The 23,635-nt window shown below is 70.8% G+C and carries 19 protein-coding genes and 1 pseudogene; 12 read left to right on the top strand and 8 right to left on the bottom strand.

All coding sequences use genetic code 11. From position 1 onward, the window contains the following. The 3 genes from B2K11_RS03940 to B2K11_RS03930 form a co-directional block, all read right to left on the bottom strand. Window positions 1-1,476, bottom strand: coding sequence for an MFS transporter (locus B2K11_RS03940; protein WP_163616973.1), 1,476 nt, complete (start codon window positions 1,474-1,476; stop codon window positions 1-3). A 139-nt stretch (window positions 1,477-1,615) separates the two neighbouring features. Continuing rightward, on the bottom strand, window positions 1,616-3,631 hold the full coding sequence (locus B2K11_RS03935; RefSeq protein ID WP_163616994.1) for a phospho-sugar mutase: 2,016 nt from the start codon (window positions 3,629-3,631) through the stop codon (window positions 1,616-1,618). Window positions 3,632-3,666: 35 nt separating this feature from the next. After that, a complete protein-coding gene (locus B2K11_RS03930; RefSeq protein WP_163616972.1) occupies window positions 3,667-4,500 on the bottom strand; it encodes a purine-nucleoside phosphorylase in 834 nt (277 codons plus the stop codon). A gap of 106 nt (window positions 4,501-4,606) precedes the next feature. Here B2K11_RS03930 and B2K11_RS03925 point away from each other — a divergent pair, with 106 nt between their 5' ends. Further along, the gene (locus B2K11_RS03925) at window positions 4,607-6,064 is read left to right on the top strand and encodes an NAD(P)H-quinone dehydrogenase (protein WP_163616971.1); all 1,458 of its coding nucleotides are present in this window, start codon (window positions 4,607-4,609) and stop codon (window positions 6,062-6,064) included. Window positions 6,065-6,122: 58 nt separating this feature from the next. On the opposite strand, the gene B2K11_RS03920 is transcribed toward B2K11_RS03925, so the two are convergent. From B2K11_RS03920 to B2K11_RS03910, 3 genes are all read right to left on the bottom strand, one after another. Further along, entirely contained in the window at window positions 6,123-6,419 is a 297-nt protein-coding gene (locus B2K11_RS03920; RefSeq protein ID WP_163616970.1) for a hypothetical protein, read from the bottom strand. 41 nt (window positions 6,420-6,460) lie between these two features. Beyond that, a complete protein-coding gene (locus tag B2K11_RS03915; protein WP_163616969.1) occupies window positions 6,461-8,227 on the bottom strand; it encodes a biotin carboxylase N-terminal domain-containing protein in 1,767 nt (588 codons plus the stop codon). Window positions 8,228-8,382: 155 nt separating this feature from the next. After that, window positions 8,383-9,072 carry a nucleoside triphosphate pyrophosphatase gene (locus B2K11_RS03910; protein WP_163616968.1) on the bottom strand — a complete coding sequence of 230 codons (690 nt, stop codon included), beginning with the start codon at window positions 9,070-9,072 and terminating at the stop codon, window positions 8,383-8,385. A 139-nt stretch (window positions 9,073-9,211) separates the two neighbouring features. On the opposite strand from B2K11_RS03910, the gene B2K11_RS03905 reads away from it, so the two are divergent. The 4 genes from B2K11_RS03905 to B2K11_RS03890 are packed head-to-tail and all read left to right on the top strand — an operon-like array spanning window position 9,212 to window position 13,619. Further along, window positions 9,212-10,585 (top strand): class I SAM-dependent RNA methyltransferase, encoded by a 1,374-nt coding sequence (locus tag B2K11_RS03905; protein ID WP_163616967.1) that lies wholly within the window; start codon window positions 9,212-9,214, stop codon window positions 10,583-10,585. Window positions 10,586-10,607: 22 nt separating this feature from the next. Next, window positions 10,608-11,285: a response regulator transcription factor gene (locus B2K11_RS03900; RefSeq protein ID WP_163616966.1), complete on the top strand. Its 678-nt coding sequence runs from the start codon at window positions 10,608-10,610 to the stop codon at window positions 11,283-11,285. After that, complete coding sequence (locus B2K11_RS03895) at window positions 11,275-12,525, top strand: ATP-binding protein (protein ID WP_204259998.1); 1,251 nt, start codon at window positions 11,275-11,277, stop codon at window positions 12,523-12,525. The genes B2K11_RS03900 and B2K11_RS03895 overlap by 11 nt, the downstream gene beginning before the upstream one ends. After that, complete coding sequence (locus tag B2K11_RS03890; protein ID WP_163616965.1) at window positions 12,522-13,619, top strand: hypothetical protein; 1,098 nt, start codon at window positions 12,522-12,524, stop codon at window positions 13,617-13,619. Before B2K11_RS03895 ends, B2K11_RS03890 begins: the two co-directional genes overlap by 4 nt. 514 nt (window positions 13,620-14,133) lie before the next feature. On the opposite strand, the gene B2K11_RS20575 is transcribed toward B2K11_RS03890, so the two are convergent. Together B2K11_RS20575 and B2K11_RS03880 are read right to left on the bottom strand one after the other, a co-directional pair. Beyond that, window positions 14,134-14,430 carry an acyl-CoA carboxylase subunit epsilon gene (locus B2K11_RS20575; protein WP_239525700.1) on the bottom strand — a complete coding sequence of 99 codons (297 nt, stop codon included), beginning with the start codon at window positions 14,428-14,430 and terminating at the stop codon, window positions 14,134-14,136. Further along, entirely contained in the window at window positions 14,427-16,025 is a 1,599-nt protein-coding gene (locus tag B2K11_RS03880; protein WP_163616964.1) for an acyl-CoA carboxylase subunit beta, read from the bottom strand. Before B2K11_RS03880 ends, B2K11_RS20575 begins: the two co-directional genes overlap by 4 nt. A gap of 139 nt (window positions 16,026-16,164) precedes the next feature. Here B2K11_RS03880 and B2K11_RS03875 point away from each other — a divergent pair, with 139 nt between their 5' ends. The 7 genes and pseudogenes from B2K11_RS03875 to B2K11_RS03845 form a co-directional block, all read left to right on the top strand. Beyond that, window positions 16,165-16,980, top strand: a complete 816-nt coding sequence (locus tag B2K11_RS03875; RefSeq protein WP_163616963.1) for a biotin--[acetyl-CoA-carboxylase] ligase — start codon at window positions 16,165-16,167, stop codon at window positions 16,978-16,980. Window positions 16,981-17,173: 193 nt separating this feature from the next. Further along, a complete protein-coding gene (locus tag B2K11_RS03870) occupies window positions 17,174-17,758 on the top strand; it encodes a PH domain-containing protein (RefSeq protein WP_163616962.1) in 585 nt (194 codons plus the stop codon). 67 nt (window positions 17,759-17,825) lie between these two features. Next, complete coding sequence (locus B2K11_RS03865; RefSeq protein ID WP_163616961.1) at window positions 17,826-18,962, top strand: 5-(carboxyamino)imidazole ribonucleotide synthase; 1,137 nt, start codon at window positions 17,826-17,828, stop codon at window positions 18,960-18,962. 251 nt (window positions 18,963-19,213) lie between these two features. After that, window positions 19,214-19,681: a 5-(carboxyamino)imidazole ribonucleotide mutase gene (purE, locus tag B2K11_RS03860; RefSeq protein WP_163616991.1), complete on the top strand. Its 468-nt coding sequence runs from the start codon at window positions 19,214-19,216 to the stop codon at window positions 19,679-19,681. A 5-nt stretch (window positions 19,682-19,686) separates the two neighbouring features. Beyond that, on the top strand, window positions 19,687-21,147 hold the full coding sequence (locus B2K11_RS03855; RefSeq protein ID WP_204260001.1) for an LCP family protein: 1,461 nt from the start codon (window positions 19,687-19,689) through the stop codon (window positions 21,145-21,147). A 3-nt stretch (window positions 21,148-21,150) separates the two neighbouring features. Further along, window positions 21,151-22,281, top strand: a complete 1,131-nt coding sequence (locus B2K11_RS03850; RefSeq protein WP_163616959.1) for a glycosyltransferase — start codon at window positions 21,151-21,153, stop codon at window positions 22,279-22,281. A 120-nt stretch (window positions 22,282-22,401) separates the two neighbouring features. Further along, a pseudogene (locus tag B2K11_RS03845) lies at window positions 22,402-23,635 on the top strand (hypothetical protein); the annotation flags it as partial.

Below are 23,635 nucleotides of genomic sequence, written 5' to 3'. Positions count from 1 at the left end.
TCAGGCGTCCTTCCCGTGCATCTCCGCTTCGACGACCGCGGCCGCGGCGGCCGGGTCGTGATCGGTGACCTCGGACGCGCGCCGGGCGGCGGCGATCGCTCGCTGACCGGCGGGCAGCCAGACGGCGAGTCCGACGACGACGAACGTGAGCAGGCCGGCCGCGATGAGGAGCACCTCGATCGGCATGATGTCGGCGAGGGGACCGAACACGACCATGCCGACAGGCATCGCGACGGCCATCACGATGCCGACGAAGCCGAAGACACGACCCTGACGCTCGGGCTCCACCGTCTCCTGCAGCAGCGTCATCGACGGCGTCGAGAAGAACGGCACCGCGAGTCCGACGAGGAACATGAAGCCGAAGAACACCCACACGTTCGGCGACAGTCCCAGTCCGATCGAGAGGATGCCGAAGACCAGCGATGACACCACGATCAGCCCGACCCGGCTGCGCTTGGCGAAGAAAGATGCCACGAGGATGCCGCCGAGCACCATGCCGATGCTGAACGCGACCTCGAGCACCGCGAGGTTGACGACGTTCTGCGCCTCACCCGCCGGGAACGAGCGGACCAGCATGAGCGGCGTGAGGTTGGAGGGGGCGACGGTGAGCAGGAAGATGATCGCGAACAGCACGAGCAGCCAGCGCACGAACGCGTGGTGCGCGATGTACCGCACGCCGTCGACGAGGTCGGCGAAGTAACCCGTCTGAGTGTCGGCCGCCCGGCGGATCGTGCTCACTGGGATCAGCGAGAGGATGCCGACGCCGATCACCGCGGTCACGACGTCGATGAAGAAGATCGGGATGAGCGATGCTGCGGTGCCGCCGGACGCCGCAGAGGCCCACGCGTAGAGCGCGCCCGCGGCGGCCGGCGCCAGCAGGGCCATCGCCGACTGGATCGAGCCGTTGATGCCGTTGACGCGGATGAGGTTGCGCGTCGGCACGATCTGCGGGATCAAGGCCGAGACCGCGGGCATCTGGATGCCGGCGCCGGCGGAGCGGATCGCCATCGTCGCGAAGATGAGCCATACGGCGTCGTAGCCGGCCATCATGACGAGGGCGAGCGCCAGTGTCGACAGCGCGATCGCGGCGTCCGCGCCCATGATCAGGTACTTGCGGTTGTGGCGGTCGGCCCACACGCCGCCGAAGATGGACACGACGGCCTGCGGAAGGAACCCGAACACGGCCGCGAGCGTCATCACGAGCCCCGACTGGTACGTGATGGTCAGATACCAGAACACCGCGTACTGGACCAGCATGGAGCCGAACAGGCTCACCGTCTGGCCGCCGAGGAAGAGGACGACGTTGCGCAGCCACCCGGGCGGGTCGGGAGTCTCGTCGGCGTCGGTGCCGCCGTCGCCGGCAGCGTCCGCCGCGGCTCTCCCCGGCACGTCCGCCGGGCCGGGCGGGAAGTCCGTCGCGGGAACGGAGCGGGTGCCCTCGGCATCCGTCCTGTCGTCGTCGCGCGCGCCGTTCATCATCGCTCCTCGTATCGAATGCCCGGATGATCGCGAATCCGCCGGCGAGGTGGCGGTCGCGACATCGCGGGCGCGACTGTAGCACGGAGCCCGGACACGCGCCGCGCCCGAAGTCTCAGCCGCCGTACTGCGCGAAGCCTCAGCCGCCGTACTGCGCGAGGAGCGCCCGCGCGCCGTCCGCGAGCGCGCTGATTCGTGCCGCAGCGTCGTCGCGCGACTCACCGCGCACGTCCAGGTACAGCTTGAGCTTCGGCTCGGTCCCGCTCGGGCGCACGACGACGCGCGAGCCGTCGGCGAGCCACAGCCGCAGCACGTCGCCCGGCGGGAGGTCGTCGACGCCCTCTTGCAGGTCGTCGATGCGATCGACCGCGACCTCCCCGACGGATTCCGGATGCCGTGCCCGCAGCGCGGCCATGATGCCCGAGATCTGCGACACGTCGTCGACGCGGATCGAGATCTGATCGCTCGCGAAGGCGCCGAACTGCTCCTCGAACTCGGCGAGGAGGTCGGCGAGGGTCGCGCCTCGGCCGCGCGCCTCGGTCACCATGCCCAGGATCGCGACGGCCGCAGAGATGCCGTCCTTGTCCCGCACTGTGCCGGGGTTCACGAGGTAGCCGAGCGCCTCCTCGAATCCGAAAACCAGTCCGGGCGCGCGGGAGATCCACTTGAAGCCCGTGAGCGTCGCATGGAAGCCGAGTCCGTAGTGCTCCGCGACAGCCTGCAGGCCGGGTGAGGAGACCAGCGAGCAGGCCAGCGAGGCGCCCTCGGGGGCTGCGCCGCCGGCCGCTGCGAGCTGCGCAGCACGCCACCCCAGCAGCAGCCCGACCTCGTTGCCCGTCAGCCGTCGCCAACCGTCTTCGGCCGAATCGTCGGGGAGGGCGACGGCGAGCCGGTCGGCGTCGGGGTCGTTGGCGATCACCAGTTCGGCGCCGGCGTCGCGCGCCGCCTCGAAGGCGAGGTCCATCGCGCCGGGTTCCTCGGGATTCGGGAACGCCACGGTCGGGAAGTCGCCGTCGGGCTCCAGCTGCGCCGACACCGGTACCGGTGCCGGGTAGCCGGCCGCCTCGAGAATGCGCGACAGGGTCTCCCACCCGACGCCGTGCATCGCGGTGTACACCCAGGTCAGCCCCTCCGCGCCGGCGGGCGCTGGCGCGACCGCGGCGGTCGCCGCGACGTACTCGTCGACGACACTCTCGGTGGCGAGCTCGAAGGCGAGCGAACGGGGGAGCGTGCTGATGTCGTCGCCCTCGGCGACCCGGGCGATGTGCGCGGCGATCTCCGCGTCGGCCGGCGCGACGATCTGCGAGCCGTCGTCGTCCCCGCCGAGGTACACCTTGTAGCCGTTGTCGGCGGGCGGGTTGTGGCTCGCGGTGACCATGACGCCGGCGGCGGCGCCGAAGTGGCGCACCGCGAACGCGAGCACCGGCGTCGGCAGCAGGCGCGGCAAGAGGATCGCGCGCAGCCCCGCGCCGGCGAAGATCTCGGCCGAGTCACGAGCGAACACGTCGGAGTTGCGGCGTCCGTCGTAGCCGATGACGACGATCGGCGCATCGTCGAGGATGCCGGGAACCTCCGGGCCCTCCGCCTCGAGCGCGTCCGCCGAGGGAGGGTCGGTGAGCTCGGGCGCATTCGGCAGCCCGACGGCCGTGTCGTGGGCGCCTTCCGCCGCCGGCGATCCGCCCTCCGCATCGGCTGCGTTCGTCGGCGCCACCGCGATGTCTGTGTCGGACGACGCATCGTCTGCCGCGGCGCCTGGCTCAGCATCTGCGTCGGCGTCCGCCTGCTCGTTCGTCTCGGCACCGGCCGCGTCCGTGACGGGCGCCTCTGTACCCACGGGAGGAAGTCCGGCCCGCTCGCGCACGTAGGAGGCCAGCCCGGCGGCGGCCTGGGCGACCAGGACGCGGTTCATGCGGTTGCTGCCGGCGCCGAGCGCGCCCCGCAGCCCGGCGGTGCCGAACGCGAGCCGCGTCGAGAAGCGGTCCACGAGGTCTTCCGCGGCGGCCTGGTCGCCGGACTCGGCGGCCTCGATCAGCGCACGCAGCTCGGTGCGCGTCTCGCCGTCGGGGTCCTGGGCGAGCCAGGCGTGCGCGCGCTCCAGGACGGCGGTGGCGGCATCCGACCCGGCCGGAACCTTGTCGGGTGCCGGCTCCTGCATGTCCGGGCTCGCTGCCGGCACCTCCTTCGCGCCGTTCACAGCGCGCCGATCACGCGCGCGAGGAGCGATGAGATGACGGGCTCGGCCTCGCGGCCGGCGTCGAGCACCTCCTGGTGGCTGAGGGGAGACTTCTGGATGCCGGCGGCCATGTTCGTGATGAGCGAGAAGCCGAGGATCTCCATGCCGGCCTGGCGCGCCGCGATCGCCTCGAGGGCGGTCGACATGCCGACGATGTGCCCGCCGATCGCCTTCGCCATCTGCACCTCGGCCGGCGTCTCGTACTGCGGGCCACGGAACTGGCAGTAGACGCCCTCGTCGAGGCTCGGGTCGATGGAGCGCGCGAGGTCGCGCAGGCGGAGCGAGTAGAGGTCGGTGAGGTCGATGAACGTCGCACCCTCGAGCGGCGAGTCGCCGGTGAGGTTGATGTGGTCGCTGATCAGCACGGGTCGCCCCGGCGTCCACGTGTGCTTGATGCCGCCGGCGCCGTTGGTGAGCACCATCGTGCGCGCCCCCGCCGCGGCCGCGGTGCGCACGCTGTGCACGACCCGGCGCACGCCGTGGCCCTCGTAGTAGTGGGTGCGGGCGCCGATCACCAGCACGCGGCGGCCCTTCGGGGTGACGATGCTGCGCAGGGTCCCGACATGACCGCTGAGCGCCGGGGCGCTGAAGCCCGTCACCTGGGCGGCGGGGAACGTCGCCGTGGTCTCGCCGAGCAGCTCCGCGGCCTTGCCCCAGCCGCTGCCGAGCGTCAGCGCGATGTCGTGACGCTCGACGCGGGTGATGCGGGCGATGTCCTCCGCGGCGGCGGCGGCGACCTCGAAGGGGTCGGCCGTGGGGTCGTCGAGAGGGTTGCCGGTGGTGTCTGACATGCCACCACTTTAGGAACCCCCGGGGCCAAGGGCCAGCGCGGACGCTCCGCCCCGCATCCGGGAGTGTCGCCGGATGTGTCGTGGTGGCGTCGTCCGGCAGGGGAGAATGGAATCCATGTCGATCAGCTTCGAGACCACCCAGAGCGTCGCCATCCTCGGCGGCGGACCCGGAGGCTACGAAGCGGCGCTGGCCGCCGCCCAGCTCGGAGCCGAGGTGACCGTGGTCGAACGAGCAGGCATCGGCGGCTCGGCGGTCATCACCGACGTCGTCCCGTCGAAGTCGCTGATCGCGACCGCCGACGCAGCCGTCGCGATCGCCGGCGCCGGTGACCTGGGCGTGCAGCTGTTCGCCAAGGGCAAGGACGGCAAGCCGCTGAAGCCCGAGATCGCGATCAATCTGAGCGCCGTCAACAAGCGCCTCCTCACTCTCGCCCGGCAGCAGTCCGACGACATGCGCGCATCGCTGGTCGAGGCAGGCGTGCGCATCATCTCCGGCCACGGGCGGCTCGAGGGCGACCACGCCGTCGTCGTCTCGACCGGCCCCGGCGGGACGGACTTCGACCGCATAGAGGCCGACACGCTCGTCGTATCGACCGGCTCCTCGCCGCGCGAGCTGGCGAGCGCCAAGCCCGACGGCGTGCGCATCCTCACCTGGACGCAGCTGTACAACATGAGCGCGCTGCCCGAGCACCTCATCGTCGTGGGCTCGGGTGTGACCGGAGCCGAGTTCGCCGGCGCCTACATGAACCTGGGCGCGAAGGTCACGCTGGTGTCCAGCCGCGACCAGGTGCTGCCCGGTGAAGACAAGGATGCTGCGGCCGTCCTCGAGCGCGTCTTCAAGCGCGGCGGCATGAAGCTGCTGTCGAAGTCGCGCGCCGAGAAGGTCGAGAACACCGGCGATGCGGTCGTGGTGACCCTGTCGGACGGCAGCACCGTCGAAGGCAGCCACTGCCTCATGGCCGTCGGCTCCGTCCCGAACACCGCGGGCATCGGCCTCGAAGAGGCGGGCATCCAGATGACCGAGTCCGGCCACATCCAGGTCAACCGCGTGGCGCGCACATCGGTCCCGAACATCTACGCCGCCGGCGACTGCACGACCTTCGTCCCCCTCGCCTCGGTCGCGTCGATGCAGGGCCGCACCGCCATCTTCCACGCGCTGGGCGACGTGGTCATCCCGCTCGAGCGCCGCCGCATCACGTCGAACATCTTCACCGCTCCCGAGATCGCGACGATCGGGTGGCAGGAGAAGGACATCGAAGACGGCCACATCAACGGCGTCGTGCACAAGCTGCCGCTGGCGGCCAACCCGCGCGCCAAGATGATGGGCATCAAGGACGGCTTCGTGAAGATCATCGCGCGCGAGGGCAGCGGCACCGTCATCGGCGGCGTCATCGTCGCCCCGCGCGCCTCGGAGCTCATCTACCCGATCGCGATCGCGGTCGAGCGGCGCCTCACCGTCGACCAGGTCTCGCGCGTGTTCGCGGTCTACCCGTCGCTGTCGGGCAGCATCACGGATGCCGCCCGGGCGATGCACGTCGTCGACCACAACGTCTACGGCGGCTGAGCCCTACCCCGCATCTGCGCGTGCGGGAACGGATGCCGCGGCATCCGTCTTCGCCCCGCTAATCGAGTCCGGTGCTGGCGGCCCACAGCTCCGCGGCACGGCGCGCGCCGGCGTCGACGAGTGCCCGCAGCTCGGGCCGGTCGGGCATCGCGAAGGAGACGTACGCCCCGCGCCCGCCGGCGATCGGGCGGCCGTACGCCTTCACCGCCAGACTGTGATCGGGCAGCAGCCGCACGGTCAGGGTCTGCAGCTCGAACTCCTCGCCGCGCCGGGAGTCGTGCCAGCGCAGCTCGGGCGGGATCACGACGTTGATCGCCGCCGCAGACACTTCGGGAGAGGTGGGTGAGGCATCCATCCCGCCATCCTGCCCCGGGCACCTGCTCGGCGGAACGGGCGTCAGGAGATCGTCAGCAGCTGGTGACCGGCCGACACCGTGGTGCCGGGGTTCGCGTTGATCGCGCCGATGACGCCGTCCTTGTGCGCCTGGATCGGCTGCTCCATCTTCATCGCCTCGAGCACCACCACGAGGTCGCCCTTGACGACCTGCTGGCCCTCCTCGACCGCGAGCTTGACGATCGTCGCCTGCATCGGGGACTTGACCGCGTCGCCCGAGGCGCCGGCTACGACCGTCGGCGCGTGCGAGCGCCTCGACGGCGGAACGGCGGCGGGACGCCCCGCGACACCGGGCGCCGTGACCACGCGGTCGGGAAGGCTCACCTCGAGGCGCTTGCCGGCGACCTCGACGACGACAGTGTGTCGCGCCTCCGCGGGCGCCGGCGCGTCGAGCTCGCCGTCCCACGGCGGGATGTCGTTCACGAACTCGGTCTCGATCCAGCGCGTGTACACGCCGAATCGGCCGTCCTCGGCGGTGAACGCGGGGTCGCGCACGACCGCCCGGTGGAACGGGAGGACGGTGGGAAGGCCCGAGACCTCGAACTCGTCGAGGGCCCGGCGCGAGCGCTCGAGCGCCTCGGCGCGGTCCCGGCCGGTGACGATGATCTTCGCGAGCAGCGAGTCGAACGCGCCCGACACGCTGTCGCCCGCGGTGACGCCGGAGTCGAGACGGATGCCGGGACCGCCGAACGTCTTGAACACGTGGATCGGCCCGGGCTGGGGGAGGAACCCGCGTCCCGGGTCTTCGCCGTTGATGCGGAACTCGATCGAGTGGCCCTCGGGCTTGGGGTCGTCGTAACCCAGCTCTGCGCCCTCGGCGAGGCGGAACTGCTCGCGCACGAGGTCGATGCCGGTGACTTCCTCCGACACGGGGTGCTCCACCTGGAGGCGCGTGTTCACCTCGAGGAACGAGATCGTGCCGTCCGCGCCGATCAGGAACTCACAGGTCCCTGCGCCGACGTATCCGACCTCGCGGAGGATCGCCTTCGATGAGTCGTAGAGGATCCGGTTCTGCTCGTCCGAGAGGAACGGTGCCGGCGCCTCTTCCACCAGCTTCTGGTGACGGCGCTGCAGCGAGCAGTCGCGCGTGGAGACGACGACGACGTTGCCGGCGGCGTCCGCGAGGCACTGCGTCTCGACATGACGCGGCTGGTCGAGGTACTTCTCGACGAAGCACTCACCACGACCGAACGCGGTGATCGCCTCGCGCGTCGCCGACTCGAACATCTCGGGCACCTCGTCGATGGTGCGGGCGACCTTGAGACCTCGCCCGCCGCCGCCGTACGCCGCCTTGATGGCGATGGGAAGGCCCACCTGCTCGGCGAACGCGACGACCTCGTCGGCGCCCGCCACAGGGCCGGGAGTGCCCGGGGCGAGGGGAGCTCCGACCTTCTCGGCGACGGCGCGGGCCGTCACCTTGTCGCCCAGGGCCTCGATCGCCTCCGGTGAGGGGCCGATCCACACGAGCCCCGCCGCGACCACGGCGCGGGCGAAGTCGGCGTTCTCGGCGAGGAACCCGTAGCCCGGGTGCACGGCGTCGGCGCCCGAGCGGCGGGCGACCGAGAGGATCTTGTCGATCGACAGGTACGTCTCGGCGCTGGTCGAGCCCTCGAGGGCATACGCCTCGTCGGCGAGGCGGGTGTGCAGGGCGTCGCGGTCCTGGTCTGCGTAGACGGCGACAGACGACTTCCCGGCATCCCGGGCGGCGCGTATGACGCGGACGGCGATCTCGCCGCGGTTGGCAATGAGAACCTTGGCGATCTGGGGCATGGATGCCAGCCTACCGACGGCATCCCAGCTGCTTTTGAGCGGTTCATACAAGAACCGATCAGAAACGTGGGCTTCCTACTACAAGGCCAATCGGCCGTCGGAGGCGGCGGCGCGACGTCGGTCGCGTCGCCGCGCGCGCTCTCACCCGACCGTCGTCAGAGAGTGGGCGGCTCGGTCTCCGTCGTCCGGAGCGACGGATCGGTGACGTTCCACAACGACGCCCAGTCCACTCCGACCTCGCGGACCAGCCGGCGCAGCGTCGACACCGACATCCCGACCACCGTCGAGGGGTCCCCTTCGACGCGCTCGATGAAGGCGCCGCCCAGGCTGTCGACGGTGAACGCCCCGGCCACGTGCAGGGGTTCGCCGGTGGCGACGTACGCCTCGATCTCGGCATCCGTCACGTCCTCGACGAACGAGACGGACGCGGCAGCCGTCGCATGCACCTCGCGCGGGGGTGCGCCCGGCTCGATGCGCACGACGGCGTGGCCCGAATGCAGCACGCCGGTGCGGCCGCGCATCGCCTGCCACCGGGCGACGGCGTTCTCGGCGGTGTAGGGCTTGCCGAGCACCTCGCCGTCGAGCTCGAACATCGAGTCGCCGCCGATGACGATGCCGTCGAAGCCGGGGATGTCGTCGCGCAGCCGCGCCGCCACTTCCGCGGCCTTCCGCCGCGCGAGCAGCAGGACGTGCTCGTCGGGCTCCAGCACGCGGCCCTCGGCCGCCTCGACCGCGGTGATGACCGCGTCTTCGTCGACGTCGGGGGCGATCGTGAGGGGACGGATGCCGAACTGCTCGAGCAGCATGAGCCGGGCGGGGGAGGTCGAGGCGAGGCAGACGCGCATGCCCCCCACGGTACGCGGCCGAGAGCGAACGTCGACCGCTCAATGAGCTTTACTGCACGGTCGTTGAGCGAGCTTGCGAGTCGAAACGCACGAGCCCACGAGCGACATCGGACGAACGGGCGCGGCGTAGGCTCGACGGATGAGCGGAACCGGCGACCTCCTCGACCTCGACATCACGGGCGTCGCCCACGGCGGCGTCTTCGTCGCCCGGCATGAGGGCCGAGTGGTGTTCGTGCCGGACACCATCCCCGGGGAGCGGGTCCGAGTCCGGCTCACCGACACGGCCAAGAGCTCGTTCTGGCGCGCCGAGACGCTCGAGGTGCTCGAGGCGTCGCCGCATCGGCAGCTGCACGTGTGGCGGCAGGCGGACGTCGACGTGCCGCCCGAGCAGCGACCCGGCGGCGCCGACTTCGGGCACATCTCGATGGACCACCAGCGCAGGCTCAAGCTCGATGTCCTGATGGACGCGCTGCAGCGATTCGGTGGCATCGCCGGGCCGGTCCTCTCGATGGAGTCGGCGCTGCCGATCCTCTCCGACTCCGACTCCGCCGGCGCGCTCGCCGGCGAGCCGCTCGCGGAAGAGACCGTCGACGGCACCGGGTGGCGCACACGCGTGAGCCTGCACGTCGATGCCGACGGCAACGTCGGCCAGTACGCGGCCCGCAGTCACCGCGTGGTGCCGCTCGAGGACCTGCCGCTCGCGACAGCCGAGGTCGAGCAGGCCGCCCTGGCACTCCGCGCCGGTGAGCCCGGCCGTGTCGACCTCGTGCAGCCGGCGGATGGGCGGGTTCGCGTGCTGCCGCGCCCGGAACGCCGCCCGGATGCCGCGGGCCGCCGGGGCAGCGGTCGCCGAGGCCGCCGTGCCCCCGAGGCGGAGACGGTCATCGAGCGCGTCGACGGTCGCGAGTTCCGGGTCGATGCGGGCGGCTTCTGGCAGGTGCACCGTCTCGCCGCCCACTCACTCACCCAGGCGGTCACCGGGGCCCTGCAGAGTCTGCGTCAGGACGGGCCGATCCGTCAGTCCGGCGGGCTCTGGATCGACCCCGAGGCATGGCATCTCGATCTCTACGGCGGCGTCGGGCTCTTCGCCGCCACACTCGGTCGGCTCGGCGGGCCCTCGACGCGGGTGACCACCGTCGAATCCGACGCCCGGGCCACCGAGCACGCGGGCGAGAACCTCGTCGACTGGGTCGGCGCACGTGCCGAGACCGGGCGGGTCGACCGGTGGCTGACGCGGCTCGGGGCCGAGGCATCCGCATCCGATCGCGAACGGCTGTCGCGGGGCGTCGTGCTCCTCGACCCGCCCCGCTCGGGCGCCGGACGCGAAGTCGTGGAGCAGATCGTCGCGCTCTCGCCGGCAACCGTCGTCTACGTGGCGTGCGATCCCGTGGCGCTGGCGCGCGACATCGCGACCTTCCGGGCAGGGGGCTACGACCTCGCCCGGGTCGACGCCCTGGATCTCTTCCCGAACTCGCATCACGTCGAAGCCGTGGCGGTTCTCACCCGCGGGTGACCCACGTGGCTAGGCTGGCGGAATGACGCGTGTGGCCTTCATCGACGACCACGAGTCGGTACGGCTCGGGCTCGAGGCGGCCTGCCTCCGCGCGGAGGCGATGAACGTCGCGTTCTCGGGCAGCACGGTCACCGAGTACGTCGACTGGCGCGCCTTCTCGCGCCAGCCACCGGCCGACGTCGTCGTGCTCGATCTGACCCTCGGCGACGGCACCACGGTGACCGAGAACGTGCGGCGCCTCGTGCTCGACGGGTCGAGCGTCATCATCCACAGCGTCGCCGATCGGCCCGCAGCGGTGCGCGAGGCGCTCGCCGCGGGGGCGGCCGGTGTCGTCAGCAAGTCCTCGCCCATCGGCGACGTGATCGCGGCGGTGCGCACGGTGGCGCGCGGCGAGCCGCTCAACAACGTGGAGTGGGCCAGCGCCGTCGAGGGAGACCGCGCTTTCGCCGACGCGCAGCTCTCGGCCCGCGAGCGGGACGTGCTGCGGCTCTACGCCGCCGGGCTGCCGCTCAAGGTCGTCGCCGACCGCCTCGGGGTCGCGTACTCCACGGCGAAGGAGAACATCACGCGCATCCGCGTCAAGTACGTCGAGGTCGGACGCCCCGCCCCGACCAAGATCGATCTGCTGCACCGCGCCGTCGAGGACGGGATCCTCGTCGAGCCGTCGGCGGACCCGGGAGACCGCACGCGTGGCCGTTGACGCGCAGACCGGCCTGCTCGACACGGCGTGGGGTCAGATCCCGCACTCGCCTCAGGTCACTGCGGGTATCGGATCGTTCACGCGCTCTCGTGTGGAGCGCATCATCTCGCTCGTCGGCGGCGCGTTCGCCCCCCTCGTCCTCGGCCTGCAGTCGTTCCTGACAGGGCTCGGCTCGACCGACGAGCGGCCGGGCTGGCATGAAGCCCTGATGATCTCGGTGTTCGGCACTCTGGCGGTCATGATCCTCGCGTGTGTGATCGGACGCGGCGTCCGCGTCGCCGCAGCTGTCTTCGGGCTCGTCTACGTGCTCGCGCTGGTCGCCTGGCCGATCGCGACCGCTGGAGTACCGCCCACCTCCGGCGAGGAGCCGTGGATCTGGTACCTGCTCAATCTGTCGACCCTCGCCGCCGTGCTGGCCTTCCCCTTCCCGCTGCAGATCGGCTGGACGATCCTCGCCCCCGTGCTCTTCGGGGTGGTCCGGCTGATGCAGCTGGGCTTCTCGAGCGACTACTGGATCACAGTCGGGCTGGACGTGTCGTTCGCGCTGATCCTCGGCGGTGTCATCGTCACCCTCGGGTGGCTGTTCCGCTCGATGGCGGTCAACGTCGACGAGACGCGCGCCCGTGCGGTCGCATCGTATGCGCGGGCGGCGGCGGCGGATGCTGCGGAGCAGGAGCGCGTCGCGGTCGCGGCGCTGATGCACGACAGCGTGCTGGCGGCGCTCATCGCCGCGGAGCGGGCGAGCACGCCCCGCGAGCGCACGCTCGCGGCGTCGATGGCGCGTGAAGCGCTGACCCGATTGGCCAACACCGAGCAGGATGCGCACGAGGGTACCGACGAGCCGTGGGATGTCGCGGCCCTCGCAGCCGCGATCGACGCGGCCGCCGGCGAGCTGGGCGTCGATGTCGACGTGCAGCGCGACTTCGGCGATGCGGGTCCGCTGATCCCCGGACGCGTCGCCCGCGCTCTCGCGCTGGCCGCCACGCAGGCGGTGGCGAACGCGCTGCAGCACGCCGGGGGAGCGGGACTGGGCGTCGCTGTGAAGGAGGCGGGCGGGCGCGTGCGCGTCGAGGTGCACGACGCCGGCGAGGGCTTCGATCTCGACGCCGTCCCGGACGACCGGCTGGGCATCCGGGCGTCCATCATGGCGCGCGTCGCCGCGGTCGGAGGGCATGCGGACCTCGAGACCGGTCCCCACGGGACGGTCGTGCGGCTCACATGGCAGGAGCCGGCCGAATGATCAGCGTCAAGAACGTGCTCGTCGTGCTCGCGGTCGCCTTCACGGCGTACCTCGCTGCGCGCGGTCTGTCGTGGACCGGTACGGTCACGCAGCCCCTCGTCGTCGTCATCACCCTCGCCTTCTACCTGGCGACGACGTGGCTCTGCATCTTCTGGGAACCGGAGTCCGTCCGTGGCGCACCCCGGGCGGGCGAGGCGCAGGCTCCGGGCGCGCACACGGAAGACGGCGCGAAGGCACTGGTCGACGGCATCCGTGGTCCCCTCCCACTTCCCGCGATCGCTCAGATCCTCGCCCTTTCGTGCGCGGTCCTCGTGCCGAGCGCGATCTCGGTCGCCGTCGGGGCGGCGTCGCGCACGGCGCCGTTCGCCACGTGGTACCTGGGCGGGATCGGCGCGCTCATGACGATCGTCATGGTGCGGCGCCGGCCATGGACCGCGTGGAGCGGGATCCTCGCGCTCACCGTCGCGTCGATGCTCTGGATGGGCCCTCTCAATGCGCTCGCGCTCGGTCTGGTCGGCTCGATCGTGTGGGTGACCTGCGCTCAGCTGCTCGTGTACTCGATGGACCGGGCCGCCCGCGACACCTCGCGTCTCACCCGCTTGCAGCGTGCCGCGACCGGGTGGCAGACGTCGCAGGTCGTGCGCCAGCGCGAACGCCGGGTGCAGGTGCAGAAGGCGCTGGCGGTCGCCGGCCCCGTGCTCACGCGCACGGTCGCGCATGCCGGCATGCTGACCGACGCCGACCGGCTGGAGGCGCGGATCGCCGAGGGCAAGCTCCGCGACGAGATGCGCGGACCACGGCTGCTCGACGACGAGGTGCGCGCGGAGCTCGAACGCGCACGCCGTCGCGGCGCCAACGTCACGGTGCTCGACGAGGGGGGACTCGACGACGTCGACGAGGAGCAACTCGGCGTCATCCGCGCCCAGCTCGCCGACGCACTGCGATCGGCGGCATCCGATCGGCTCTACATCCGCACCTCTCCCGACGAGCGCGTCGCCGTCACCGTGGTCGGGCGCTCTCCGTCGGGGGGAGGACCGAGCGACGAGGACTCCGTGGATCTCTGGCTCGAGATCCCACACCCCGGCAGGGCCTGAAGCGGACCGCCCAGCCTGTGCGGGCCTGAGTCGCGTGCCCCGCTCCGGGTTGAGTCGCGCGTGGGGCGGCCGGCCCACAGCGCCGCAGATGATCAGGGGCGGGTGGAGGGCATAACCGCTCGCCGCCCGGAGGGGGAGAGGATACCGGGCGGGGAGCGGAACAGAGAGAGGCGAGGGGCGGCGAAGCCGCCCGCCCCTCGCCTGCGCGGACGGTTACCCGAAAACCGTCCGCATGGCCGGACCCGAGGAAGCCGCAGAGCGGATTCGGATCGGCCGAACGCAGAAGCGTTCCAGCGGATCCAGTATCTCCAGATCGCAAGTGGTGTGTCTGTAGGTATTTCGGGGGACAAGACTCGTCCCCCCGTCGTTGAGCGAGCGAGGCACGTGGTCGTTGAGCGAGCTTGCGAGTCGAAACGCAGAGACGAAACGGGCCGAGCCGCCGTCGCGCGTCGGGTGAGGGTGTTTCGTCTCGTTCCTCGCTCAACGACCGGTGCAACGGTGCGCACCCGAAGCCTCAGCCGAAGCGGCCCCAGCCCAGATCCCGGTCGAGCGGCTGCCGAAGCGCGCGCTGCGAGAGCTCCCAGCCGGTGCGGCGCGCGCGATCCTCGGCGACCGCCTCAGCGGCCTCGCCGGTGTAGGCCTCGGTCACGACGGCGATCAGCGCCGCGAGCTCCTCCTCGGTGGGAGTGCCGCGCAGCATGTCGATCGTGACGCTGTCGCGCGCGGTGCCCGCGGGTGATGAGGCCTCGCCGGACGAGCCCCGGTCGACCGGAGCGGCCGTCGGCACCGTCTCGCCGTTCGCACCGCTCACAGCGGGATGTTCCCGTGCTTCTTGGGCGGCAGGGTCGCGCGCTTGCCGCGCAGTGCGCGCAACGCCTTGGCGATCGACACACGCGTCTGCGCGGGCTCGATGATGCCGTCGAGCTCGCCCCGCTCCGCGGCGAGGAAGGGCGAGGCCACGTTGTAGGTGTACTCGTTGGCGAGGCGCGTGCGTACCGCCGCGACGTCCTCTCCCGCCTCTTCCGCGCGCTTGATCTCGCCGCGATAGAGGATGTTGACGGCGCCCTGGCCGCCCATGACGGCGATCTCGGCCGTGGGCCAGGCGAGGTTCACGTCGGCGCCGAGCTGCTTGGAGCCCATCACGATGTAGGCGCCGCCATAGGCCTTGCGGAGGATCACGGTCACCAGCGGCACGGTCGCCTCGGCGTACGCGTACAGCAGCTTCGCGCCGCGGCGGATGACACCCGTCCACTCCTGGTCGGTGCCGGGCAGGTATCCCGGCACATCGACGAGCGTCACGATCGGAATCGAGAACGCGTCGCAGAAGCGCACGAACCGGCTGGCCTTCTCGCCCGCCTCGATGTTGAGCGTGCCGGCCATCTGCGACGGCTGGTTGGCGATGATGCCCACCGAGCGTCCTTCGATGCGTCCGAAGCCGATCACGATGTTGGGTGCGAACAGCGGCTGCACCTCGAGGAAGTCCTCGGAATCGACGATGCCGCGGATCACCTGGTGGATGTCGTACGGCTGGTTGGGCGAGTCGGGGATGATCGCGTTCAGTGCGCGATCGGCATCCGTCGTCTCGAACTCGAAGCCGCTCTCGTAGACGGGCAGCTCCGCCATGTTGTTGTCGGGGAGGAAGCCGAGCATCGAGCGGACGTAGTCGATCGCGTCGTCCTCGTCCTCCGCGAGGTAGTGCGCGACGCCGGAGCGAGTGTTGTGCGTGTAGGCGCCGCCGAGCTCCTCCATGCCGACGTCCTCGCCGGTCACGGTCTTGATCACATCGGGTCCGGTGACGAACATCTGGCTGGTCTTGTCGACCATGACCACGAAGTCGGTCAGCGCGGGGGAGTACACCGCACCGCCGGCGGCCGGGCCCATGATGATCGAGATCTGCGGGATGACGCCGGAGGCCCGGGTGTTGAGGCGGAAGATCTCGCCGTACTTGCCGAGGGCGACGACGCCTTCCTGGATGCGGGCGCCACCGGAGTCCAGGATTCCCACGATGGGGATGCCGGAGCGCAGCGCGAACTCCATGACCTTGATGATCTTCTCGCCGGCGACCTCGCCGAGCGATCCGCCGAACGTCGAGAAGTCCTGGGAGTACACCGCGACCGTGCGGCCGTGGATCGTGCCGACGCCGCTGACGACCGAGTCGCCGTAGGGACGGGAGCGGTCCATGCCGAAGGCGGTGGTGCGGTGGCGCACGTACTCGTCCAGCTCGACGAAGCTTCCGGTGTCGAGGAGCATGTCGATGCGCTCGCGCGCGGTGCCCTTGCCCTTCGCGTGCTGCTTCTCCTTGGCGACCTCCTCGGGATCGAGGACGGCCTCCTGGAAGCGTGCGCGGAGGTCGGCGATCTTGCCGGCGGTCGTCGAGAGGTCGGGCTGATCGGTCACGGATTCCACCCTATCGGCGGGTTCGGGGGATCTGTTGGAGGGTTGGTACAAGGGGTCGCGGCATCCGCTGTGCGTCCTCGGGAGTCCGCACTCCGGAATAGCGAAAGGGGAGAGTTCCGCACACAGCGACGGGCGTAGCGTGAGCACCATGTCGTACTCGTCCGAGGGGTTCCCGCTCACCGCCGGCGTGAGCCCGCGCGTCCAGGTCGTGGAGACCACCGACTCCACCAACGCCGATGTCGTGCGCCATTTCGTCGAGGCGCCGCACGAATGGCCGCACTTGTCGCTCCTGCTCACCACCGACCAGCGCGCGGGGCGCGGCCGCCTCGATCGCGCCTGGGTGACGCCGCCGGGCACCGCGCTCGCCGTCTCGGTCGTCATCGACGCATCGGCGATCCCCGCCGCGGCGCGCGGCTGGGTCCCGTTGCTGGCCGGCGCGGCCATGACCCGCGCGATCGCCGCGCAGCTCGCCGGCACCGTGCACACCGCCGCACTGAAGTGGCCGAACGACGTGCTGCTCGATGGCGGGAAGGTCTGCGGCATCCTCGCGGAGGTGGTGCCGGGGCATCCCGATGTCGTCGTGATCGGTGCGGGTGTGAACACACGGATGCCGCGCGCCGACCTCCCCGTCGACACCGCGACGTCGTTCGCTGCCGCCGGCCTGACGTGCGAGGAGGACCGCCTGCTGGCCGACTACCTCGCCGCACTCGACGAGCAGTTGACCGCGATCGTCGCCGCCGGAGGGGATGCCGCCGCGTCGGGCGTGCTCGCCGAGGTCGAAGCGCTCTGCAGCACGCTGGGAAGCGACGTCGCCGTGTCGCTGCCGGACGGCCAGACACTGTGGGGACGGGCGCAGCGCATCGACGCCGACGGACGACTGGTGGTCGTGCAGGACGGCGAGTACGAGAGCGTGGTGTCGGCCGGCGACGTCGTGCACGTCAGGGCGCGTCCCGTCGTCTCCTGAGTCCCGGTCGTTGAGCGCGCGCATCCTGAGCCCCGGTCGTTGAGCGAGCGGGAACGAGCGAGACGAAACGCCTGCACCCGAACCCGAGGCATCCGGTGTCCCGGTCGTCGACCGAGCGGTACGAAACGCGCCGGCATGACGGAAAACGGCGGGTGCGCCCTGAACTGTCTGCGGCTCGTCGCACAATGGGGACATGACGCAGCCGACGAGCTACGGCGGCAGACCGCTCACACCAGCGCCCGGCGCACCGACGCCGGAGCTGCTCGTCGCGCGGTTCCGCCCGCACGCGCGCCGGCTCGCATGGTCGGTGCTGGTGCTCATGGCGGTGGCCGGCGCCTGCGGGTACTTCTACGGCAACCTTCCGGCGCCCTTCGAGAACTGGATGCTGCTGGCCGCTGCCGCCGGCGTGGTGCTGGTGCTCGTCCTCCTTCCGTACCTGGTGTGGTGGGGGCACGTGTACACGATCACGACACGGCGCGTGGTGGAGCGTCGGGGGGTGTTCGCGGTGAAGCGCCGCGAGCTCGCCCACGTCCGGGGGTACACGCTCAAGGTGCATCGCGGCCTGTTGCAGCGCATCTGGGGTGCCGGCACGATCACCCTCAGCAACGGCATCGACGAGCCGCTGCGGCTCGCCAACATCCCCAGCGCCGACCTCGTGCACGAGGCGCTCGTCGATCAGGTCGAAGTGAACCAGATCCTCGCGCACCGCGACGCTCAGCCGTTGCCACCGGGCCCGCCGCCCGGGGTCCCGCCACGGCCGCCCCTCCCGCAGGCCTGACTGCGGCTCGTTCGTCATCCCGTCGTGCGGGATGATGGAGGGAGCTTCAAGGCGAGAGGGAGAGTGCATGGCGCTGCGAGTCGGAGTCGTCGGGGGCGGGCAGCTGGCCCGCATGATGATCGCGCCGGCGGTCGAGCTCGGGGTCGAGCTGCGGGTGCTCGCCGAAGACGAGGGGATGTCGGCATCCCTTGCCGCCACCGCCGTCGGCGACTACCGCGACGCCGCCACGGTGCTCGCGTTCGCGCGCGACGTCGACGTCGTGACCTTCGACCATGAGCACGTTCCGCAGGACGTCCTCGCCGCCCTCGTCGGCGAAGGGGTCGCGGTGCACCCCGGCCCCGACGCGCTGAAGTTCGCGCAGGACAAGCTCGTCATGCGGGCACGCCTGCAGGAGCTCGGGATGCCGCAGCCCGACTGGGCGGCCGTCACGGACGCTGACGAGCTGCAGGCCTTCATCGACGACCACGGCGGCCGCGCCGTCGTCAAGACCCCTCGGGGCGGCTACGACGGCAAGGGCGTCCGCGTGGTGTCGGCGGGCACCGAAGCCGACGACTGGTTCGCGACGCTCGCCGAGGACGCCCATGGCGGCGCCCTCCTCGTCGAGGAGCTCGTCGACTTCACGCGCGAGCTCGCGCAGCAGGTGGCCCGCCGCCCCTCCGGCGCCATGGGGGCCTACCCGGTCGTCGAGACCGTGCAGCGCGACGGCGTCTGCGCCGAGGTGATCGCGCCGGCTCCTCACTCGAGCGGACGCCTGCAGCAGGTGGCCGCCGAGATCGGCGTCGGGATCGCCGAGGGCCTCGGCGTGACCGGGATGCTGGCCGTCGAGCTGTTCGAGACCACCGACGAACGGCTCCTGGTGAACGAGCTGGCGATGCGCCCGCACAACAGCGGACATTGGAGCCAGGACGGCGCCGTCACGAGCCAGTTCGAGCAGCACCTGCGCGCCGTGCTCGATCTTCCGCTCGGCGGGACGGAACCGGTCGCCGAGTGGGCGGTGATGGTGAACATCCTGGGGGGCCCGACCGAGGATCCTCTCGACGCGCGCTTCACCGCGGCCATGCAGGAGCACCCGCAGGCCAAGGTCCACACCTACGGCAAGGCGTCCCGCCCCGGGCGCAAGGTCGGGCACATCAACGTCATCGGCGACGACCTCGACGACGTGGCGTACCGGGCCCGGGCCGCGGCATCCTTCTTCCAGGACTGATCCGAGGCCCGCAGTCGGGCCGATGCTTCGGTCGTTGAGCGAGCTTGCGAGTCGAAACGCGAGACGACAGGGGTTGAGCCCAAGTCGTGCATCGGGTGCGGGCGTTTCGTCTCGTTCCTCGCTCAACGACCGGAACGGCCGCGCCGTTGCGGGGATCTTCCAGCCTTCGCCCCTAGCCTTGACAGGTGACTGCGCCCTCTGCTGAATCGCGGCCCCTCCATTCCTCCGAGGCGCCGCTCGTCGGCGTCGTCATGGGCTCCGACTCCGACTGGCGGGTCATGAGCGATGCCTCGCAGGCGCTCACGGACTTCGGGATTCCGCACGAGGTCGAGGTCGTCTCGGCGCATCGCACCCCCGACAAGCTCCTGCGTTACGGCCGTGAAGCCCGCTCGCGCGGCCTGCGCGTCATCATCGCCGGTGCCGGCGGAGCCGCGCACCTTCCCGGCATGCTGGCCTCGCTCACCGCACTCCCCGTCGTCGGCGTGCCCGTGCAGCTCGCGACCCTCGACGGGATGGACTCGCTGCTCAGCATCGTGCAGATGCCCGCCGGCATCCCGGTCGCCACCGTCTCCATCAACGGCGCGAAGAACGCCGGACTGCTCGCCGCGCGGATCCTCGGGGCCGCCGACGACGCGATCGCTGATCGAGTCGAGGCCTATGCCCGAGACCTCGAAGCGCAGGTCGAGCAGAAGAACCGGCGGCTCAAGGAGTCGCTGTGAGCGTCATGAGCCCGCCGAGCGCAAAAGCACGCCTGGTCAAGCCGGGCGTCGTCGAGGAGCGCCCGATGCGGAATCCGGATGCCTCGTCCCGCGCGGTCATGACGCGCCGCGGGTGGTGGCTGGTCGCGCTGAACTTCCTCATTCCCGGGTCCGCGCAGGTGCTCGCCGGCAACCGCAGGCTCGGACGCTTCGGCATCGGCGCGACGCTGCTGATGTGGGTGCTCCTCGTGATCGCGGTGCTGTTCGCGCTGCTCGCCCCGACCGCGGGACTCAGCGTCGTCACGAGCGCGTGGCTGCCCGACTGGCTCGCATTGCTGCGACCCCTCCCGCTGCTGCTGGCGCAGGGACTGCTCATCGGCTACGCGGTGCTGTGGGGCGTGCTCACCATCGACACGCTTCGGCTCGTGCGTCTCGTCAAGACGGGACGCGGCGCGCGGTTCGGGATCGCGCTCGTCGCCATCGGGCTGATGGTCGTGGCCAGCGGCACCGCCGCGTACGCCGCGACCACCCTCGGCGCGGTGCGCAGCACCATCAGCACGGTTTTCGGCGCCAGCGGCCCGACGGTGGCGCCGTCCGAGGGCTACTACAACATCCTGCTGCTGGGCGCCGACAGCGGCGAGGGCCGCGACTCGATGAGGTTCGACAGCATCTCGGTGGTGTCGGTCAACGCCGAGACGGGCGCGACCACCATCACCGGCATCCCTCGCGACATGCCGAACTTCCCGTTCGCGGAGGGTCCGCTGCAGGACAGATACCCCGACGGACACGAGGGCCACGCCGATCCGACCTGCGGGTGGGGGAGTGGGATCAATCAGCTCCGCACCGAGGTCGAGGTCTGCGAGGACGGAAAGACGCTGTATCCGGATGCCGAGGCCCAGGGCTCGGAGCCGGGCATCGAGGCGACGAAGGACGCGGCCGAGGGCATCCTCGGCATCGAGATCCCGTACTACGTCTTCGTCGACATGCACGGCTTCGCTGCGCTCGTGGATGCGCTCGGCGGCGTCGACATCACGGTCACCGAGCGTCTGCCCAAGGGCGGCGGGCCGTCGTACCCCGGTGAGCCCGCTGAGGACTGGGCCATCGGGTGGATCGAACCGGGCGCGCAGCACATGGACGGCGACACCGCCCAGTGGTACGCCCGCTCGCGGTACACGACGAGCGATTTCGATCGCATGAGGCGTCAGCGCGAGCTGCAGGAGGCGATCCTCGCGCAGTTCACGCCGCAGGTCGTGCTCACGCGCTTCCAGGATGTCGCCACGGCGGGTGCGGACCTCGTCAAGACGGACCTGCCCCAGTCGTTCATCCCGACGCTCGTCGACCTCGGGTTGAAGGCCAAGGAGCAGCCGGTGCAGACGATCGAGCTGACCCCGGCAGAGGGCATCGACGAGTTCAACCCCGACTACGCGTACATCGCCGACCTCGTGCAGACGACCCTCCACCCGCCGACCCCCACGCCGGAGGGCTGACCCGTGGTGGCCACGCTGCGCGTCGTGCTCGACCAGCTCGTTGCGCCGACCGAGCCCGAGCTCGCCGAGGCGTCGCGCGAGCTCGCGCGGGCGCTCGTGATCGGCGCCCCCTCCGGTTGCGAGGTCGAGGCCATCGCGCCGGCCGGCGGCTCGGATGAGGCATTGGCTGCCGTTCCCGGGTTGGCCGGCGTGCGGCGCACGGCACTCCCGCGGCGCGAGCTGTCGGCCGCATTGCAGCTCGGCGTGGGCACCGGCATCGGCGGCGGCATGATCCACGCGCCGTCGCTCTTCGCGCCGCTCGTGCGTCATGACCGCCTGCACGACAACGATCAGACCGTGGTGACCGTGTGGGATCTGCGCCCGTGGGAGTCGCCCGCCGAGCTGCCGCGCCCCGTCGTCGCGTGGCACAAGGCGATGCTCAAGCGCGCGGTGAAGCACGCCGACGCCGTGGTGGTGCCGACGCATTCGCTGGCGGCCCGGGTGGCGGAGATCGCCCCTGGGCTCGGTGACCGGATGCGTGTGATCGCGGGCGCGTCCCCCCTGGGCTTCTCGGTGCCGGTGGACGAGGTCGGCCGCCGTCGCGAACTCGGCCTGCCCGAGGGGTTCATCCTCTTGGCCGGCGGGCCGCTGGGTTCTGAGGGGTTGGATGCCGGACTCGCGGCGGTGGCGGCATCCGGTGTCGACCTGCCTGTCGTGGTGATCGACGTCGAAGAAGGCCACGAGCCGGCGGTTGCGGACCTCGCCTCAGCGGCCGGGATCCCCGAACGCGGGCTGCACGTGCGCGGGGTGCTGTCGGTGGAGGATCGTGCCGCGGTGTTCGGCGCAGCCGTCGCGTTCGTCGCGCCGTCGCGGCGCGCGGCGTTCCCCTGGCGCGTCGTGGACGCCCTGACGCTTGGCGTGCCGGTCATCGCGGCGTCGTCCGGGGTGCACAGCGACGTGGTCGCCGAGGGCGGGGTCCTCATCGCGGGAACCGACGCGTCGAGTCTTGTCGACGGCCTCGGGGCAGCTTTGGCCGCGTCGCTGGGCTCGACCGCCGCCGCCGAGCGACTGGGCGTGCTCGCGGGGGATCGAGGACGGGCGTTTTCGTGGCGTGAAGCCGCCGACAAGGTCTGGATGCTGCACGCCGAGCTGTAGATCGGTCGAGCCTGAAGCGGACAGTTGCAGGCTTGAAAGGCGATCAGATTCTCGAATCTGCTGGTCGTGGGCTTTCACATGCGCCACACTGGTCGCATGCCGGGGGGTCGGAAACGTGCCATGGCCGCGCGAGCGCGGTCTCTGCTGGTGGTGTGCGCAGCACTGGTGTCGCTCCTCGCGGGCGTCCTCTCAGGGGTCGCGGGATCCTCCGAGGCATCGGCGACGGCAGCCGGGGAGTCGGCCGCCGGCATCGTCGATGCCAGCATCGTGCGGGCCGCGGACCTCTCCAAGTTCCAACCGGGCAACATCATCAGCGACGCCGTCTTCTCCGACCGCAACACGATGAGCGAAGGGCAGATCCAGCAGTTCCTGCAGTCGAAGGTGCCGACGTGCCAGTCGGGCTATGTCTGCCTGAAGGACTGGTACGACACATCTCGCGCGACGAGCGCGGACGCCATGTGCGGCGCCTACCCGGGGGGGATGCGCGAACGGGCATCGGCGATCATCTACAAGGTGGCGCAAGCGTGCGGCATCAACCCGCAGGCGCTGATAGTCATGTTGCAGAAGGAGCAGGGACTGGTCACGCACACGTGGCCGTCCGACTGGCGCTACACGATCGCCATGGGGCAGGGATGTCCCGACACAGCCGCCTGCGACACCCGGTACTACGGTTTCTTCAACCAGGTCTACGGCGCCGCGTGGCAACTGAAGCGGTACGCCAACCCGCCCGGAACGAGCCAGTACTTCACCTGGTACGCGCCCGGCAAGACCTGGAACGTGCGCTGGCATCCGAACGCCGCCTGCGGCTCGTCACCGGTTTACATTCAGAATCAGGCGACCGCAAACCTCTACTACTACACGCCATACCAGCCGAACGCCGCGGCGTTGCGAGCGGGTTACGGTGAGGGCGACGGATGCTCGGCCTACGGCAACCGCAACTTCTTCCAGTACTTCACGGATTGGTTCGGCTCCCCGCAGGCAAATTCCGGCGCGTCCGCCATTCGTGCTGCATACCTGTCTCTCGGCGGGGAGAGCGGTGTTCTCGGACCGGCACTGCAGGATGTCGTCTGCGGGATCGCCAGTGGTGGGTGCTACCAAGACTTCCGGAGCGGAAAGATCCACTGGACTGCGTCGACTGGTGCTCATGCGACTTACGGGGTGATCCTCTCGGAGTGGTCGTCGTTGGGTTATGAGGTCGGCAAATTGGGTTACCCGATCGAGGAGCAGGGTTGTGGTCTGCCGAGCGACGGGTGCTACCAGGAGTTCCAACACGGCAAGATCTACTGGTCAGCTGCAACCGGAGCGCATGCCGTGTGGTACGGGATTCTGGCCACGTGGCAAGGGCTCAAGTCGG

Source organism: Microbacterium sp. B35-30 (assembly GCF_010634855.1).
GTDB lineage: Bacteria > Actinomycetota > Actinomycetes > Actinomycetales > Microbacteriaceae > Microbacterium.
The sequence above is the reverse complement of the archived record's forward strand: the minus strand, read 5'-3'. Positions and strand labels throughout refer to the sequence as shown.

Excerpts from the sequence above, each read along its gene's own strand:
- B2K11_RS03940 (WP_163616973.1), bottom strand. The coding sequence starts at position 1,476 with ATGAACGGCGCGCGCGACGACGACAGGACGGATGCCGAGGGCACCCGC.
- B2K11_RS03935 (WP_163616994.1), bottom strand. The coding sequence starts at position 3,631 with ATGCAGGAGCCGGCACCCGACAAGGTTCCGGCCGGGTCGGATGCCGCC.
- B2K11_RS03930 (WP_163616972.1), bottom strand. The coding sequence starts at position 4,500 with ATGTCAGACACCACCGGCAACCCTCTCGACGACCCCACGGCCGACCCC.
- B2K11_RS03925 (WP_163616971.1), top strand. The coding sequence starts at position 4,607 with ATGGAATCCATGTCGATCAGCTTCGAGACCACCCAGAGCGTCGCCATC.
- B2K11_RS03920 (WP_163616970.1), bottom strand. The coding sequence starts at position 6,419 with ATGGATGCCTCACCCACCTCTCCCGAAGTGTCTGCGGCGGCGATCAAC.
- B2K11_RS03915 (WP_163616969.1), bottom strand. The coding sequence starts at position 8,227 with ATGCCCCAGATCGCCAAGGTTCTCATTGCCAACCGCGGCGAGATCGCC.
- B2K11_RS03910 (WP_163616968.1), bottom strand. The coding sequence starts at position 9,072 with ATGCGCGTCTGCCTCGCCTCGACCTCCCCCGCCCGGCTCATGCTGCTC.
- B2K11_RS03905 (WP_163616967.1), top strand. The coding sequence starts at position 9,212 with ATGAGCGGAACCGGCGACCTCCTCGACCTCGACATCACGGGCGTCGCC.
- B2K11_RS03900 (WP_163616966.1), top strand. The coding sequence starts at position 10,608 with ATGACGCGTGTGGCCTTCATCGACGACCACGAGTCGGTACGGCTCGGG.
- B2K11_RS03890 (WP_163616965.1), top strand. The coding sequence starts at position 12,522 with ATGATCAGCGTCAAGAACGTGCTCGTCGTGCTCGCGGTCGCCTTCACG.
- B2K11_RS03875 (WP_163616963.1), top strand. The coding sequence starts at position 16,165 with ATGTCGTACTCGTCCGAGGGGTTCCCGCTCACCGCCGGCGTGAGCCCG.
- B2K11_RS03870 (WP_163616962.1), top strand. The coding sequence starts at position 17,174 with ATGACGCAGCCGACGAGCTACGGCGGCAGACCGCTCACACCAGCGCCC.
- B2K11_RS03865 (WP_163616961.1), top strand. The coding sequence starts at position 17,826 with ATGGCGCTGCGAGTCGGAGTCGTCGGGGGCGGGCAGCTGGCCCGCATG.
- purE (WP_163616991.1), top strand. The coding sequence starts at position 19,214 with ATGGGCTCCGACTCCGACTGGCGGGTCATGAGCGATGCCTCGCAGGCG.
- B2K11_RS03855 (WP_204260001.1), top strand. The coding sequence starts at position 19,687 with ATGAGCCCGCCGAGCGCAAAAGCACGCCTGGTCAAGCCGGGCGTCGTC.